This is a genomic window from Aestuariibacter sp. GS-14 (genome assembly GCF_006494365.1).
GTDB lineage: Bacteria > Pseudomonadota > Gammaproteobacteria > Enterobacterales > Alteromonadaceae > Alteromonas > Alteromonas mangrovi.
In genome coordinates this window covers 20,834-37,660 of sequence record NZ_VHIP01000006.1, presented here as the reverse complement: position 1 = coordinate 37,660, position 16,827 = coordinate 20,834, and the positions used below count along the sequence as shown (strand labels likewise).

General features: G+C 48.3%; 14 protein-coding genes and 1 other RNA gene. 7 read left to right on the top strand and 8 right to left on the bottom strand.

Annotated features, from left to right (window positions below; translation table 11 throughout):
* Nucleotide 1: 1 nt before the first annotated feature.
* Together FJ444_RS11315 and murA are read left to right on the top strand one after the other, a co-directional pair.
* Nucleotides 2-259, top strand: a complete 258-nt coding sequence (locus FJ444_RS11315; protein WP_140958410.1) for a BolA family protein — start codon at nucleotides 2-4, stop codon at nucleotides 257-259.
* A gap of 18 nt (nucleotides 260-277) precedes the next feature.
* Nucleotides 278-1,540, top strand: coding sequence for a UDP-N-acetylglucosamine 1-carboxyvinyltransferase (gene murA, locus FJ444_RS11310; RefSeq protein WP_140958409.1), 1,263 nt, complete (start codon nucleotides 278-280; stop codon nucleotides 1,538-1,540).
* A gap of 138 nt (nucleotides 1,541-1,678) precedes the next feature.
* Here murA and FJ444_RS11305 read toward each other — a convergent pair whose 3' ends face one another.
* The 3 genes from FJ444_RS11305 to FJ444_RS11295 all read right to left on the bottom strand — a co-directional run bounded on the left by FJ444_RS11305 (nucleotide 1,679) and on the right by FJ444_RS11295 (nucleotide 4,832).
* Nucleotides 1,679-2,749, bottom strand: a complete 1,071-nt coding sequence (locus tag FJ444_RS11305; RefSeq protein WP_140958408.1) for a trypsin-like peptidase domain-containing protein — start codon at nucleotides 2,747-2,749, stop codon at nucleotides 1,679-1,681.
* 197 nt (nucleotides 2,750-2,946) lie between these two features.
* Nucleotides 2,947-4,311, bottom strand: coding sequence for a DegQ family serine endoprotease (locus FJ444_RS11300; RefSeq protein WP_140958407.1), 1,365 nt, complete (start codon nucleotides 4,309-4,311; stop codon nucleotides 2,947-2,949).
* 80 nt (nucleotides 4,312-4,391) lie between these two features.
* Nucleotides 4,392-4,832: a ZapG family protein gene (locus tag FJ444_RS11295; protein ID WP_140958406.1), complete on the bottom strand. Its 441-nt coding sequence runs from the start codon at nucleotides 4,830-4,832 to the stop codon at nucleotides 4,392-4,394.
* A gap of 300 nt (nucleotides 4,833-5,132) precedes the next feature.
* On the opposite strand from FJ444_RS11295, the gene zapE reads away from it, so the two are divergent.
* Both zapE and FJ444_RS11285 read left to right on the top strand, forming a co-directional pair.
* Nucleotides 5,133-6,236 (top strand): cell division protein ZapE, encoded by a 1,104-nt coding sequence (gene zapE, locus FJ444_RS11290; protein ID WP_140958405.1) that lies wholly within the window; start codon nucleotides 5,133-5,135, stop codon nucleotides 6,234-6,236.
* Nucleotides 6,237-6,310: 74 nt separating this feature from the next.
* Nucleotides 6,311-7,042, top strand: a complete 732-nt coding sequence (locus FJ444_RS11285) for a YebC/PmpR family DNA-binding transcriptional regulator (RefSeq protein WP_140958404.1) — start codon at nucleotides 6,311-6,313, stop codon at nucleotides 7,040-7,042.
* A 247-nt stretch (nucleotides 7,043-7,289) separates the two neighbouring features.
* Here the strand turns inward: FJ444_RS11285 and FJ444_RS11280 are convergent, their stop codons facing one another.
* Nucleotides 7,290-8,201 (bottom strand): LysR family transcriptional regulator, encoded by a 912-nt coding sequence (locus FJ444_RS11280; protein ID WP_140958403.1) that lies wholly within the window; start codon nucleotides 8,199-8,201, stop codon nucleotides 7,290-7,292.
* 106 nt (nucleotides 8,202-8,307) lie between these two features.
* On the opposite strand from FJ444_RS11280, the gene FJ444_RS11275 reads away from it, so the two are divergent.
* Nucleotides 8,308-9,012, top strand: coding sequence for a pirin family protein (locus FJ444_RS11275; protein WP_140958402.1), 705 nt, complete (start codon nucleotides 8,308-8,310; stop codon nucleotides 9,010-9,012).
* 68 nt (nucleotides 9,013-9,080) lie between these two features.
* Here FJ444_RS11275 and FJ444_RS11270 read toward each other — a convergent pair whose 3' ends face one another.
* Nucleotides 9,081-10,118: a FecR family protein gene (locus FJ444_RS11270; protein WP_140958401.1), complete on the bottom strand. Its 1,038-nt coding sequence runs from the start codon at nucleotides 10,116-10,118 to the stop codon at nucleotides 9,081-9,083.
* On the bottom strand, nucleotides 10,111-10,668 hold the full coding sequence (locus tag FJ444_RS11265; protein ID WP_140958645.1) for an RNA polymerase sigma factor: 558 nt from the start codon (nucleotides 10,666-10,668) through the stop codon (nucleotides 10,111-10,113). Before FJ444_RS11265 ends, FJ444_RS11270 begins: the two co-directional genes overlap by 8 nt.
* Nucleotides 10,669-10,947: 279 nt before the next feature.
* Here FJ444_RS11265 and FJ444_RS11260 point away from each other — a divergent pair, with 279 nt between their 5' ends.
* Entirely contained in the window at nucleotides 10,948-14,037 is a 3,090-nt protein-coding gene (locus FJ444_RS11260; protein WP_255439152.1) for a TonB-dependent receptor, read from the top strand.
* Here the strand turns inward: FJ444_RS11260 and FJ444_RS11255 are convergent.
* The gene (locus tag FJ444_RS11255; RefSeq protein ID WP_140958400.1) at nucleotides 14,027-14,722 is read right to left on the bottom strand and encodes a DUF6445 family protein; all 696 of its coding nucleotides are present in this window, start codon (nucleotides 14,720-14,722) and stop codon (nucleotides 14,027-14,029) included. The genes FJ444_RS11260 and FJ444_RS11255 overlap by 11 nt on opposite strands.
* Nucleotides 14,723-15,090: 368 nt before the next feature.
* Between FJ444_RS11255 and rnpB the strand changes: the two genes are divergently transcribed.
* Nucleotides 15,091-15,451: RNase P RNA component class A (gene rnpB, locus FJ444_RS11250), an RNA gene on the top strand.
* 16 nt (nucleotides 15,452-15,467) lie between these two features.
* On the opposite strand, the gene FJ444_RS11245 is transcribed toward rnpB, so the two are convergent.
* Nucleotides 15,468-16,586: an HD-GYP domain-containing protein gene (locus FJ444_RS11245; RefSeq protein ID WP_140958399.1), complete on the bottom strand. Its 1,119-nt coding sequence runs from the start codon at nucleotides 16,584-16,586 to the stop codon at nucleotides 15,468-15,470.
* Nucleotides 16,587-16,827 lie beyond the last annotated feature (241 nt).

The following is a 16,827-nucleotide window of genomic DNA, read 5'->3' as shown; positions in this document are numbered from 1 at the left end:
TATGGACATCAAAGAAATAGAAACCCTTTTGAAAGACAGCCTTAACCTTGCCGAAGTTTACGTAAAAGGCGAAGGTTCTCACTTCAACATCATTGCCGTAAGCGATGCGTTTGCTGACATGAGTCGCGTTAAGCGCCAGCAATTCGTTTATGCGCCACTCAATGCGTTCATTGCCGATGGTTCGATGCACGCTGTATCGATTAAAACCTTTACCGAAAAAGACTGGAAACGCGAACGCCAGTTTAATCTTCCGCAGTAAACACCCCAGGAACAGGTTGTGGACAAACTAATAATTAAAAAAAGCCCGCCTTTGGCCGGTGATGTGGTGATCTCTGGAGCTAAGAATGCAGCGCTACCGCTGCTGATGACCAGCTTACTCACGTCTGAGCCTTGTCGTTATACCAATGTACCGGCGCTGCGCGACATCAACACTACCGTTGCGTTGCTAAAAGAGCTGGGTGTGGGAGTAGCGGAAGATGAAAAGAATACTGTTACGTTACACGCCGAAACATTGACAAGCGATACGGCGAGCTACGAACTGGTGCGCACCATGCGTGCATCCATTCTGGTTTTAGGGCCATTACTCGCTCGTTTAGGTACCGCTAATGTATCCTTGCCAGGCGGTTGTGCAATTGGCGCTCGTCCGGTGAACCTGCACCTTGCAGGGCTGGAAAAAATGGGTGCGCACATTAAAGTGGATGAAGGCTACGTAAAAGCCAGTGTAGACGGACGCCTGAAAGGGGCTCGTATCTTCATGGATATCGTAAGTGTGGGTGCCACCGAAAACCTGATGATGGCCGCCGCGCTGGCTGATGGTGAAACCGTTATTGAAAATGCCGCACGTGAGCCCGAAATTGTGGATTTGGCCAACTGCCTCAACAGCATGGGCGCGAATATCACTGGTGCGGGCACCGATAAAATCCGTATTCATGGTGTTGAATCGCTGCACGGCTGCGACTATCGCGTGTTACCGGATCGAATTGAAACAGGTACTTACCTTGTTGCAGCCGCGGTTACTGGTGGTCATGTGCGTTGTCTGAAGGCAGCGCCAGACACATTGGACGCCGTGCTTTCTAAATTGCAGCAGGCAGGTGCCGAAATCACCACAGGTGACGATTGGATTGAACTGGACATGCGCGGCAAAACCTTGTCGGCAGTGAAAGTGAAAACAGCACCCCATCCGGGCTTCCCCACTGATATGCAGGCGCAATTTGTCGCCCTTAATGCGGTTGCAAAGGGCACGGGCGTGATCACCGAAACCATTTTCGAAAACCGGTTTATGCACGTGCCTGAACTTCAGCGCATGGGCGCAGAAATTGAGCTGGAAACCAACAGTGCGGTAAGCAAAGGTGAGTCTAAGTTAAAAGGCGCCCCCGTTATGGCAACAGACTTACGCGCTTCTGCCAGTTTGATCATTGCCGGGCTGGTTGCTGAGGGTGAAACCCACATTAGCCGTATCTATCACCTTGATCGAGGCTACGAAGCTATCGAACAAAAGCTGGGTGGTTTAGGTGCTATTGTTACCCGCGCCAGCGAGTAATTTCGGCCAGCAATCGCAAAACGATACCCCATCCGTCGTCCCGGAAATTAGGAAGTACTTATCCGGGATCTCATCGCGGGTAATTTGAAATCACAGCCTTTTAACGTAGGTCCCGGCTCGGAGGCCGGAAAGACGGCGCTACTGCTGGGGAATGATCAGTTCTGCAACGGTAACTTGCATGGTGATGGTACGGGCATTGCGGCTAATTTCCATTTCAAGCACTGTACCGGGCTTTGTTTCTGCAATCATATCCAGTGTTTTTGATGCGCTTTCAAGGCGTATTCCATCTATTGCCATAATCACGTCGCCAGGCTCTAAACCGGCAATTGAAGCTGGCGAGTTTTGCGCTACTGCTTTCACTTCAATGCCTGGGCGTCCCCGGAGTTCTTCACCCACGAAACCTAACTGGCCGCGGGTCACCTTGCCATTGGTAATAATGTCGTCCATTACGCGCTTCGCCAATTCGTAGGGCACGGCGAAGTTGATACCGTCGACTATGTACGTGCCACGGCGTTCATCACGAACCTGGAAGTTGGCATTGGTAATCCCAACCAAATAGCCATTACTGTCTACCAGAGCGCCGCCTGAGTTACCCTGATTAAGCACTGCATCAGTTTGAATAAAATCCACAAAGTTAGAGAGCCCGGTACGCCCGGCTCGGCTTACAATTCCCTGAGTAATGGTCTGGCCCAGGTTGTAGGGGTTACCTATTGCCATGACTACATCGCCAACGCGTAAATCGGTTTCGTCCATTTGCGGGATCACGTGCAGATTGTCTTCATTTACTTTTAATACCGCGAGGTCGGTGAGCTGGTCGGTACCCACAATTTGCGCTTGCGCAACACGGTTATCCTGCAGCGCCACAAAAATACTATCGGCGTCTTTAATGACGTGATTACAGGTAATGATATAGCCGGATTTAGTCATGATCACGCCGGAGCCCAGGCTGGTGCGTTGGCGGGGTTGATAGTAATTGTTCGGACTATTTTCAATGCTCACACTGTAGATGTTTACCACTGCCGGCGCAGAGCGACTCAGCGCAGAATAATAGGTTTCCCGGCTGGCGGCGGGCGATGTAGAGGAAAACCAGTTTTCACCAAAACCAGCCCCACGGCGTAAATCGGGCACGAGTAAGAGGATAAGCGCGGCTACCACCAGGCCCAGAAATACGGAACGAAATATAAAAACTAAAAACTGCCTGCTCGACACAATCTTTCAAATTCAGGTTGGGGGATATGAATGATATCCAAGGCATTTATAACAATGTGATTAGGATAGCATTTTACGCTTGCTCTGTGCACAAATAAAAAAAACGGTGGCTGTTGTTACAGCACACCGTTTGAATTGTCTCTTTTCTGCAAGCCTGGGCTTAGTGCGTGAGACGGCCGGCCGTGACTACCGTTAGGTTAGCGAATTACCAGGTAAAGCGAGGCGTTACCACGACGCACGTTTAAGGCAAATACGCCTTTGGCACCGTCCATTATTTCGCGTAACTCCATCACGTTAGTGATTCGGCGGTTACCAACACTCATGATAACGTCGTCTTTTTGCAGGCCAATGCGGGCAGCAGGGGAATTTTCCTCTACATTACTCACCGAAACTCCAGCGTTTCCGGCCGCATCCTCACCGTTTACCAGCGTTGCACCTTCAAGTGCAGGATGAATTTGCTTCGCAACTACTTCAGTCTTAGCGGCGTCGTCCAGCACAACCTTGCGTTTCAAACGCTCGCCTTTGCGAATTACAGTGAGTTCTACCTCAGCACCCGCACCCATACTGGCAATCTTGGCTCGCAACTCAGCAAAGCTGGTCAGGTCTTTGCCGTTTACGGCAATGATGATATCACCCGCCTGAATACCGCCTTTATCTGCTGCAGAATCCGGCTGAACTTCACTTACAAACGCACCTTTGTTGAACTCGGAGTTCATAGCTTCTGCCAGACCCGCATCTACGTTGCTGCCAATAATACCTAACTGACCACGACGCACTTCGCCAAATTCAACAATTTGATCTACCAGACTCTTCATCATATTCGTTGGTATGGCAAAACCAATACCTACGTTTCCGCCATTCGGCCCGAAAATCGCCGTATTGATACCCACCAGTTCTCCGTGCAGGTTTACCAGTGCGCCACCAGAGTTACCGCGGTTAATAGCTGCGTCGGTTTGAATAAAGTCTTCATAACCGCCAATGTTCAGACCCGACCGTCCGAGCGCACTGACAATGCCTGATGTAACGGTTTGCGATAAACCAAAGGGGTTGCCAATTGCCACTACAAAATCACCCACGCGCACAGCATCGGAATCTGCCAGTGGCAGCGCGGTTAAATTATCGGATTCAATTTGCAGAATAGCGATGTCACTTTGTTCATCGGCGCCTAATTTTTTGGCGATAAACTCGCGGCCATCAGTAAGCTTAACGGTGATTTCATCAGCATTAGCCACTACGTGCGCATTGGTGACTACGTAGCCCTTCTTGGCGTCAATGATGACACCTGAGCCCAATCCACGGAACGGTCGTTCCTGCACCTGCTCAGAGGGGCCTCCAAAAAAGTAACGGAACATTTCAGGCACCTGCTGTCGTGAGGTTTGGGTACCTTCTACCGCAATACTCACCACAGCCGGCATTGCCTCTTCCAGCATTGGAGCCAGAGTGGGCACTTCTTTTTTACTATCACCAAAGAAAGGAAGAGCAGCTTGCGTTGATACCGACATACCAAGGGTACTTACAACCATACCCGATACCAATACAAGCTTTCGAAAAGACTTATTCATAGACACATAACTCCTAGTCTCATTGCGTTCTTGCAACTACCTACCCAAAGACTATGTGACTATTGGAAAAGTTCCGTATTTTAGTCTTTGTCTGCGGCAGATGGCGTACTGGCGCCGACAAACAGACCGGAACTTTGACCTGCGAAGTCACGGGGTTGGGTGTCACTGTTCGCAGTTTGTTTAACTCTATCTGAACCTTTTAAGTTGTTTCGTAAATACGCGGTAGTGTGCTCACCATAAAACGGTACCGCCGGTACGGCATCACTGTCGTCAGTTTCCAGCAAGGTCTCGTAATCCGCTACACACTGTTTAAGGTCAGAACACTGTTTTTCAAGTCCTTCAATTGATTGTTTTACCTGAAACAAATGATGCTGTGCCTGTTGAGCCAATAATTCCTTCAGCGCTTTTTCAGCGGCTGCATTCGCTTTTACTGCGCCTTCCTGAGTAAAAATATAACGGGCTACAAAAAATCCGACAATTAAACCAATTACCAGCATTGCTAAGGAAATAACCACTTCCATTTTTTTCTCCAATGTTTCAAAAACCGGAACCTGATTAGACTAGAGGCCTCCGGAAACTGCTAGTGCAACATCTGCCGCTGCTCATGTCGACTATAGCAAGAACTGCGTCATTTTGCTCAGACAGTTTGTGGCAAAATGTATCTTGCGCCCATTATCACGTATGCGCGGTGAGGATGCTACCCATGTTGAACAGACCGCTTAAAATAACGTCGCTGAATTGGTATTCAGCCTGAATTCGGGGCATAATTGCGCTTTTAAAGCGCTAATCTAATTTCGTGGTACTCGGGAGTAAATCAGGCGATGACGCCGTGGGAAAAATACCAACAAGACCTTACACGGGACGATTTTAAGTTCGACCCGGCACAAGAAAATGCAGTACGGGAATTGCAGCGCTTATACGACGACTTAATGTTACAAGGGATGCCCAGGTCGTCCCTGGCTGCAAAAATGAAATCCATATTTGGGGCTAAATCCACCGCGCATTCCAGCATGAAAGGCATCTATTTTTATGGTGGCGTAGGCCGTGGCAAAACATACCTGGTGGATACCTTCTACCACTGTTTGCCGTTTGAAAAGAAAATGCGTGTGCATTTTCACCGCTTTATGCACCGGGTGCACGACGAGCTCAAGCTGCTCGGCGGTAAACAGGACCCCCTGAAAATCGTAGCTAAGAAGCTGGCTGACGAAACGCGCATCATATGTTTTGATGAGTTTTTTGTATCGGACATTACCGATGCCATGATATTGGGCACCCTAATGGAAGCCCTGTTTGCGCATGGTATTGTATTGGTTGCTACGTCGAATATCGTGCCCGACGAACTGTACCGCAATGGTTTACAGCGCGCCCGTTTCCTGCCCGCTATTGCATTGATCAACGCCCAGTGCAATGTAGTTAACGTAGACAGCGGTATCGATTATCGTCTGCGTACTTTGGAACAGGCCGAAATTTACCATTATCCGCTGGACGAAGAGGCCATGCTAAATTTACATGCTTATTTTGGTCAGTTAGCGCCGGATGAAGGCACAGAGGGCGATAAAATCGAGGTAAATCACCGTATGCTGCAAACCCTGCGCGATGCAGACGGTGTGCTGATGATCGACTTCAAAGAATTATGTGAAGGGCCGCGCAGTCAGTCAGACTATATTGAATTGAGTCGTTGCTATCACACGGTATTACTGGCCAATGTAAAACAAATGGGTCAGAACAACGACGATACCGCCAGACGGTTTATTGCCATGGTAGACGAATTCTATGAGCGACACGTTAAACTGATTATGTCTGCTCAGGTGGCATTACCGCAATTGTATACCGAAGGCAGGTTAAGTTTCGAGTTCAAACGTTGTCTGAGTCGCCTGCAAGAAATGCAGTCACACGATTATTTGGCCAAAGAACACTTACCATAATCACTAAAAATCGGTAAACTCGGGCCTTTTACAAAACGCCGACACCAGAAAGTCAGAAAGCAGAGATAGTTAAAATGGGAAGAGCATTTGAAGTAAGAAAGGCGGCCATGGCAAAAACCGCCGGCGCCAAAACCAAGGTGTATTCAAAATACGGTAAAGAAATTTACGTGTGTGCGAAGAACGGCGGTGCCGATCCCGACACCAACCTGTCGTTACGCCGTTTAATGGACAAAGCCAAGAAAGATCAGGTACCTGGTCACGTTATTGAAAAGGCCATCGACAAAGCCGCCGGCGGCGCAGGTGAAGATTTCGTACCAGCCCGTTATGAAGGATTTGGGCCGGGTAACTGTATGGTGATCGTTGATTGTTTAACCGACAACAACAACCGCACCATTACCGACGTGCGTAACTGTTTCACTAAAACCGGTGCTAAAATTGGTGCACCCGGAGCGGTGTCACATATGTTCGACCATCAGGCTATTTTTGTGTTTGATGGTGAAGACGAAGACGCGGTACTTGAAGTATTAATGGAAGCTGACGCTGACGTAACCGAAGTGGAATGCGAAGACGGTAAAATTTCCGTTTACGCACCTAATACCGAGTTTTTCAAAGTAAAAACCGCGTTACTGGAAGCGTACCCTGAACTGAACTTCGAAGTAGAAGAAATCACCTTTGTGCCTCAAACCAATGTGGATATCAGCGCAGACGACATGCCTATGTTCCAGAAATTCATGGACATGCTGAACGACTGCGACGATGTACAGGACGTTTATCACAACGCGATTACGCCAGACGCAGCAGAGTAATAATAACGTCGATATCCCGGGCTTGACCCGGGTTAAAAATACCATCTCCCCGGCCTTGACGCGGGACTTACTCCAAAGGCTGTGATGTCAAAAAGATCCCGGACAAATGCTGCGCATTTTCCGGGAAGACGGGGCGGGTAATAATGCGCTCATTATTCACTCCTCTAAGCCGGTTTAAAAACATCGTCTTCCCGGGCTTGACCCGGGACCTAGCCGAAAAGGCCGCGATTTCAAACAAACCATCCTTTCAAAGCGCTGGAATAAAATCATTATCTTCAAACGCATCCTGAATAAATTTCACGAATACACTTAAACGCATTGCCATATGTCGATTGGGTGGATATATCAGTGAGATTAGCAGTTTGTCTGGTTGATAGGCCTCCAATATGGGCACAAGCGTACCATTGGCTATAGCATCCCCCACAATAAAAGTAGGTAGTAGCGCGATGCCTTGCCCCTTCAGGGCAGCGTGCTTGAGTACGTCACCGTTATTCGAGCTTAGTACGCCATTAATTTTTACCCGCATCGGGGTGCGCTGATGCATCAGATCCCAGTAATTCCCATGCAGTAAATTGCCGTATTGCAGGCAAGGTAACTTGGTGAGTTGGGACGGTTCAACAGGTTTACCATAGCGTGTTAAAAAAGCAGGAGAGGCGACCATGCGCCGCGACGTATAGGTAATGTCGTGTTCAATTAAGGCAGGATTGGTCTCTGGCAGTCCAATGCGAAGTGTTACATCAAACTGATTCGATAACGGATCACGCTTTTCATCCGATAGTTCCAATTGAATACGAATATCGGGGTACTGCCGCATAAACGCCAACACCGCAGGCGTAAGGTGTGATAACCCAAACGACATCGGCGCATTAACCTTAATCACTCCACGCAGGCCGGTATTCCCTTGTAACAGTTGCGTTTCGGTATCGTGCAGGTTATCCAGTAGCGGCACTATGTTTTCCAGGTAAGCTAATCCTGTGTGGGTAAGTGATACCCGCCGGGTAGTACGGTTAAACAGGGTCACCTGTAAATGGTCTTCCAGCCATAACACCTGGCGGTTTAACTGAGAGCGCGATAAACCCAGTAGTCTGGCTGCAGCAGCAAAACTACCTTGATCAGCCACCGTTACAAAAGCGCGCATCGCGGTGAGTTTGTCCATCATCTAATCTTATTGTTGTGTGATGTGCAACAGTGTAGTGCTTGGTTGATGTATTGTCTCTTTTTAAGGTGTTGCTAAACTCACGCTATCTGATTTGAGGAGAGTTAATATGAAAATTCGTGACGCGAACGCACGGGGTGATGTAAATATCGGTTGGTTACAATCAAAACACAGCTTCTCATTTGGTCATTATTACGATGCGAATCATATGGGACATGGCCCGTTGCGGGTTATTAATCAGGATACGGTACAGCCCGGTGGTGGCTTTGCTGAGCACGGCCATGCAAATATGGAAATTATTTCCTATGTGTTGAGTGGCGCATTGGCGCACAAAGACAGCGAAGGCAATGAGTCGGTGATCCGTCCTGGTGATGTACAGAAGATGACGGCAGGCACGGGTATTCGTCATAGTGAATTTAATCACAGCCGCAGTGATACCGTTGAGTTTCTGCAAATTTGGGTGGTACCCAATAAGAAAAACGTGGCCCCTGGCTATGTTCAACAACACATTCCGACACTGGCTGAACCAGCAAATGAGCTTACTTTAATTTTCAGCGAATCGGGCAAAGGAAATTCCTTACCCTTGTATCAGGATGCTGATATTTTTGCTGGCAGATTAAAAGATAATACGGTATGGGAACACGCGTTACCGACATCACGTATTGGCTGGTTGCAGGTAATTAGCGGCAACGCCACGGTAAATGGTAGCAAAGTTGGCGCAGGTGACGGGGTGGCGTTTAGTGCGGGTGAACGGGTCAAACTGTCTGACACACAAGGGTTTCATGCCTTGTTTTTTGATATGAATAATGGCTGATTAGCTGTGTATGCGAATGAATATTAAAAAAGGTGAGCAAGTGCTCACCTTTTTTATAACGTATGTTGTTAAAGCGATTGAATGATCACAGTGTGAGGTGATGTGTGCTCATACCGCAGTGGAAAATTGTCAGCCAGCGCAGCCAGTAAACCGTCGATATCATTGGCATTAAATAACCCTGCAACCTGAATATTGGCCAGCGAGGCATCTCCTAACTCAATGGACAGGGTGGTGTAACGAGACACTTCACGTACGACATCAGCCAGTGATTCTCCGCGAAAAATAAGTTTGCCGGTTTGCCATGATACGCCGGCGTTGAGCTCTGCTTCGTCCACTCTGCGCACGGTTTTAACAGGTTCAGACAAGGTCGTCCGATGTCCTTGCGAAACCGACAGCGAGTTACCAGGCAGACGCACATCAACCGACTCTCTTAGTGACGTTATCGGTGCAGATTGTTGAGCTACCCGCACACGTCCTTCTGTCACCAGCAAGTCCAGCGTGTTATTCACCCATTCTACATTGAACGCGGTGCCTACGGCCTGAATGATTTGACCATCCGCAATCACACTCAATGGGCGACGATTATCTTTGGCAACCTCGATATGCAGTTCACCCTGCTTTAATTCAATGAGTCGTTGATGATCCGTGTAGGTAACAGCCACCTGAGTATTGGTATTTAAGGTTAATTTACTGCCATCGCTTAATATTAATTCGCGCATTTCGCCCACCTTGGTACTTAATGCATTTTCAAATTGAACGGTAGCAATAGATTGCGATGGCGGTTGCCAGGCACTTAGTCCCAACCAACCCAGCAACGCCACGCAAAGAAACGATGCAGCAATAGCCACTGGGCGCATTACACTGCGCTGTGAGCGCGGCGCCGGGACTATTTCTGCTAATTTACTCAGTACTTCCATTTTGTCCCACAAGGCGGCAACTTCAAGAAACGTATCCTGGTGCACCGGGGTTCTCAGCCAGAGTTTAAGTGCGGTTACGTCCTGTTGAGATAAACCGTTATCCAGTTTCACCAGCCAACGGCTGGCTTCATCCAGAATGCGGTCATCGCCGTGTAACGGCACAACATTGTTGCTGCTGTGTTCAGCCATGATTATTACTCCGCACACCGGCAGCCATATTTTCGCTCTGTTGTACTTTGCGCATATGCACGGTACAACGTTTAATGCCTTCAGCTATATGCTTTTCCACTGTTTTTTCACTTATACCTAATTCTGATGCAATGTCTTTTTGTGTGTGCCCGTATACTTTCTTTAGCACAAATGCCCTGCGGCACTGTGGTGGAAGCAGCCGAACGGCATCGCAAAAATGCGCAAATTCCTGTTGGCTGGTCATTTGCCTTGTTGTTTCATCCTCAAGGTCATTTTGCTGACTGTCCAGTTCATCGATTGCTTCAATCGCATCATCAATTAATCTTACATCAGCGCGTTTAAGATGGTCATAAGCAAGATTACGCGCCGTTTTATATAAAAATGAACGGGGTTCCCGTATGTGACTGGTATCCTTTACCTGGCACAGTCTTACGTAGGTGTCCTGTAAAATGTCATCCACTTCTTTTGGCGGCACTATACGCGACAGCATTTTGGCAATGCCGTTACGGGCCGTCATGTAGGCGTTGTGAATAGTACTATCGACAGACATTTTCATTATTATTATGTGGCTTTTACTCTATAGACGAACACGGATTGTATTTCCCCCAGTGCATTATAGATAAAATTGCGGTAGGTCGTGAAATAACGATATTGTTAACAAAATGTGATTGCTTCTTTACAGTGGCTACACACGTATTATAGGGTTGTGCATCGCAAGCAGATGCCCTCTGTGCACTGAGACAGGCGAAAGTAAACTATTGGGTGGAACGGGTGAAGTTGTGGCGATTGTGAGCCTGATTGCAGTAAACGGATGATTAACTTGAAACGTGTGAGTTGGATTGATCTGCTGCCAATAGCTATGGTGTTGGGCTTTGGGCTGTGCGTGTCGTTGCACGCCAGCGGGGCAGAACAAGGCGAGCGGGAAGCGCGCACTATTGCTTTTACTATTCCCCATCAGTTTGCAGATGAAGCCCTGATTGCGTTTGCCAACCAGGCCGGGCTCACCATCGTATTTCCCTACAATAAGGTACGCCATACCCGGGCTAATGCCGTTGAGGGCGATTATACGGTTGAGCAGGCAATCACACTGTTATTGGCCGGCACGGATTTAATTGCTGAAGTCAGTGAATCCGGCCGAATCAAAGTGTCGCTCAAACACGAAAATCATGACACTTCGGGCATTTTCAATTGGGTCTCAAGATTTTTTGCCAGACAAAATGATTTACTCAGTGTACCGGTAAATAATGATCAGCAACTGGTTGAGTACATTGAAGTACGTGGCTTACGTGCAAGAACGGCACAGTCTCTGGCAATAAAACGCGACTCAGATTATTTGCTGGAAACCATACAATCTGTAGAAATGGGTAAATTCCCTGATCAAAACCTGGCTGAAGCACTTCAGCGGGTATCGGGTGTTGCCATCGATCGCGCCGAAGGCGAAGGACGTTATGTTACCGTGCGCGGTTTTGGCCCGGAATTTAACCGGGTATTGATTAATGGTCGACAACTGGCAACCGATAGCCTTGGACGAGAGTTCAGCTTCGACACGCTGGCATCAGAATTGGTAAGCAATGTTACCGTATATAAACAAAATCAGGCTTCACAGCAAACCGGCGGGATAGGCGCCACTATTGATATCATAACCGATAAACCGCTTTCCTTCAGAGGGATGCGGGCCTCCGCAAGCGCTGAAATGCAATACGACGACAATGCTGACCAATGGACGCCTCAAGGCTCCGTGTTGTGGCGCAACACGTTTATGGATCACAAACTCGGGGTATTGATGTCGCTCACTCATCACCAGCGCGATGCCCGCATCGACGAAGCTCAAATCGACGGTTGGTTGGTAAATACGGATGTACCTGAATCGTCGTTGAACCGGGCATCCGACACATTGTATGTACCTCGAAACTACGACCAGCGGGTACGGTTTGACAATCGGACCCGGACTGGCGGCACGCTGGTCCTGCAATATCGCCCCAATGCAGATTTAGACATTACTGCAGACTACCTGGGCTCGCGTTTTAACGTTAATACCTCCGCCACTTCCATGGGCCATTGGTTTACGTCCAGCAATCTTGAAGATGTGCTATTGGATAGCAACGGCACCGCAGTGAAATTTTCTCAGCAGGAGGGGCACGCTACCGACTTTCACGCCCGCACCTTTAATCGCGATAGCGCATTGTATGCCGGTGGCGTAAATATTGACTGGCAGGTAAATGAGTATTTCTCGCTTAACAGTGATATATCTGTGTCGCGTGCTACGTCTCAGGATAAACGCGGCGATGGTAATGCATTATCACTGATTGGTTATTTAAATCGCTCGACGTTTGATCACACTCAGGGGCTGGTGTTGCCCTCGATTTACGGCTTTCAAACGGCTAACCCTTCACAGGTAAATGCCGCTGGTGATGAATTGGGTGTTGGCAGCTATCTGGATCCGGCAAATGGCCGTTCACATGTTATGCTTAAACGCGGATGGGATGTCAGTGATACTGTGCGTCAATGGAAAGCGGATGGTCGTTATTTATTAAATAACCGAGGCCTCACACAGGTTGATTTTGGCTGGCGTGTGGCCGACCAAACCAAGCAGAATACGCGTTACGACAACGAGTTCAACGCCCGTCACTGTACCTTTTGTGGTTATTTTGATGCGCCCGATATTCCAGACAGTTTTCAACGTTTGTTTAACGCCGGTGATGACTTTCTGGACCAGGTAAGTGGTCACGACGGCATCCCACACCAATGGCTCCGCCACAATGGGCCACAGTTATTCGCCTTTCTGGAAGACGCCGGAGATGTTGATTTAAGTGCGGTTAAACGCAATAACTCATTTGTAATAAACGAAAAAACATATGCACTTTACGCCGACCTAACCTATGAATGGGATTTTTCCTCTCTCTATGTGGTGGCGCACACGGGTGTTCGATTGGCTCACACCGACGTTGAAGTGTCTGGGATTTCCGAACAATTGGCATCGCTGGTGATCCTGGATAAAACCGAACTTGCGCCTGTTATGGGGGCAGTAGAGCCGGTGAATTTCTCGCAGTCTTATTCAAATTGGCTGCCTAATGTTCAGGTTAAGGCAAGCTATCGCGATAAATGGGTAGTCCGAGGAGCCTACTCTCACAGTATAACGCGACCTACGCTGTCTCAGATGACTCCCGGTATTAGTTTCACCAGCACCCGGCAGGGCGGGGATTTACGGGCATTTATAGGGAACCCGTTACTGCAACCGTTTGAGTCGCGCAATCTGGATGTGGCGTTGGAATTTTACTATCAGAAAGACAGCTACCTGGCCGCGGCAGTTTACCGCAAATACGTGGATAACTTTATTTTAAGCGCTAATCAGGATGTGCCATTTCCGGGCGTAACCGATCCGAGCACTGGCGACGATCCGAATGCGCCGGACAGTGCAGACAGCACCGCCGTGTTTGACATCGTTAGCCCGGTAAACGGGCAAACTGCCATGGTGGATGGTGCTGAATTAAGCTGGCAGCATGCCTTTGGCGATTCCGGCTTTGGTGTTCAGGCTAATTTGAGTTCGGTAAGCAGTAATGCCGAACTCGACAAAGACGATGTTAAAACCAAGTTTGCGCTTACCGGACTCTCTGGGGGGGGGAATCTCGTGCTTTTTTATGAGCATGGCCCACTACAGTGGCGAGTAGCCTATAACCGTCGTGAGGGCTTTTTGCAGTCATTGGTGCAGTCGCAAAGTAACGAGCCTACGTTTGTGAATCCCTATCAGCAATGGGATGTCAGTGCCTCATATCAACTCAATGGTCGTGTTACAGTGTATGTTGAAGGAATTAATCTCACCAACGAAACCGTTCACAAACACGGCCGGTTCAATAATCAGCTGTTATTGGTTCAGGACTCAGGCGCTCGCTTTATAATAGGCGTGAGCGCTACTTACTAATACCAATTCTGCACGTAGCGGTTAGCCGCCCTGTTGCATCACTATGAGCTGTATAGCGGTTTGCAGGTAAACTATCTGAGCACACGGCACGGGCCGGAAAAAATATGGCGCGATTGAAAATAGCATCTATCTTGTCGGTTTGTTCAAACTGAGTTGCCAACCGCTGTGTTGGGTGTGAAATTACGCCACTCTCTGTTGTGTGTAATGAGAGATCACTACGTAAGATGCGGATATGCTCGCTGTCGTGTCTTTGATTAAGTCCAGCGATCTTGTTTCGGTAAAAAGAGGTGCCGTCCTGCGGGTTATCAAACAGGTAATGAATCATTATCCATTCCTCGCACTCATTTACACCTGGTTTCGAAGTAGACTTTGCATTGGATGGTCTGGCTGAATCTGCTGAAGGGTGGCAGAACCGCGCATCCTGTAGAGTAAATTCCTGGTTGTCTAATCCGGCCAACCAAAATATGGCGGGTAAAGTGCGGTGCAAAAATGCAGGGTAATGCCCAGGCATGGGTTTCAATCCAGCACTTTCTGAGTGCATTTCGCAATCAGCCAAACTCACCAAAGAATCGGGTTCCGGATGAAAATCATCTACTATTAACAAGGGCGTACGGCTGTTGCAGATATACTGTAAACGGATTGCGCCTATTGGCGCGTTGTTGTCAGCGATAGCTAGCATTGGCATCTCTATTCCTTGTGTTAAATATTAATATCCCGTGGTCTGGCATCCAGGGAAGCTTCCGAAAAAGTGGGCCAACAGGTGTAAAAACAGGGAGAGCACTCCTATTGGCCACACAAGCACGGGTGCAAAACACATTGCCAGTCAACTCAACAGTGAACTGGCAACTAAGCATATAGACGACTTAGGCTTATGAATCCCCCAGAGTAATTTACAAAAAGATCACATTGCCAACTGTTTGTTTTTATTAAGCTATTGAAATTTAATTGTTTAATTTGGTTTTGCTTTGCTTGTGAATAGAGGCTGACGGTAAGTATTTGTTTTGGCGAACAAGTCGATTGGTATTATTGGGTAAACGCGGTATCATTCGCGCCGGAGATGGCCAGGTAATCGCTGCTTCCGCTTGCGGAAGGGGAGGAAAGTCCGGGCTCCACAGGGCAGGGTGCCAGATAACGTCTGGGCGGCGCGAGCCGACGACCAGTGCAGCAGAGAGTAAACCGCCTAAGCGCTTCGGCGCCGGTAAGGGTGAAAGGGTGCGGTAAGAGCGCACCGCGCAACTGGTAACAGTTTGTGGCACGGTAAACTCCACCCGGAGCAAGACCAAATAGGCTCCCTTCACGTGCGGCCCGCACGGGGAGCGGGTAGGTTGCTTGAGCCAGTGAGTGATTGCTGGCCTAGAGGAATGATTACCACTCGCGAGAGAACAGAACCCGGCTTATACGGCCATCTCCACTCTTTTCTTATCACCTTATCAGGCGTCGTTGTATTCTTTAACGATGAGTCTTGCTTCACTCATCGACGCGGCAAGTGCATTAACACAATGTTCGTCGAGCTTTCCATCGTTCACCATTTTTTGCAGCTCTGCCAGCGCGTCGGGTATCGACCAGGGCTTTTTGTAAGGACGCTCATGCGTGAGGGCATCAAAAATATCCGCCACAGTAACAATGCGGGCTTCTATGGGGATCGCATCGCCAACCAAACCATTCGGGTAACCAGAACCATCCATGTATTCGTGATGGCAGGCTATAATGTTACGCATGATTTGCGCCGGTTGCAGGCTCAGAAGTCCGAAGTTACCCAGAATTTCGTCGATAATACTGACGCCTTTCGTTACATGCATCTCTATGATTTTTCGTTCTTCCGGGGTTAACTTGCCATTTTTGAGCAGGATGGCATCAGGAATGCCAATTTTGCCAATGTCGTGAAGTGGCGCAAACAAATAAATATGCTCTATGATTTCGTCGGTAAGCTGATAACTTGCCGGTACATGCTGGGCAATCAATTTGCTGAATTCCGCCATGCGGGTGAGGTGCATACCCGTCTCAAAATCCCGCAGACCCGCAATGTTGCGTATGGCAGATGCCGTAGCAACAAGCAACTGGGCTGTAGCCACTTCACAGGAAACCACTTCGGCTATCTGATTGCATTTTACCAGTAGTTGCCGCTGCACCTGCTCGGTGAATGTGTTGGTTTCATCACTGTCGAGAAACAAAAATCCTACCAGGCGATTGTGATGATAAATGGGTACCGTAAACGAACTGGCGTATCCCTGCTCCAGCAACCATGCCGAGTGTTCGGTGTCGGGTTTTATTTCAAGCTGAATGTTTTCAATCACCCGGCATTCCTGATTGTCAGCCAGTGACTTAAGAGAAGGCATATTGCTTAGTATAGTTTGATACGCCGTAATCGCGTGCCCTTCCCGGGTACTGTGAATAAAGGTTTTTAAAACATCATGTTTCTCTTCGTACAGCGCGCAAGCAATCCGGATGATATGAGGATGGTCGCGAAGTATAGCGTCATGAAACTCATGCAATTTAGCCGTGAGTGTCTCGGAATTAGAGTCGATATGTACCGATTGATAAGTGATCATCGCTGTGTTTTGCCTCCAAGCTAATTTAAAGCTAGACAAAATCAGTGAAATCTCAAACTTTTTTTATCTCTTTTATTTGCCCGATACCTGGTCGGGTAATCAAGGTTGGTTGTTAATATGTTGTTAATGTGCAAGAGCAGTAACATTCTGAATTTACTGTCATTATTTCTTCACCGAATGGTCAAGTTTCGTTCATGGATTTGTCACTCAGCCGCCTTAGCCTATCTCGCAATCAGCACAT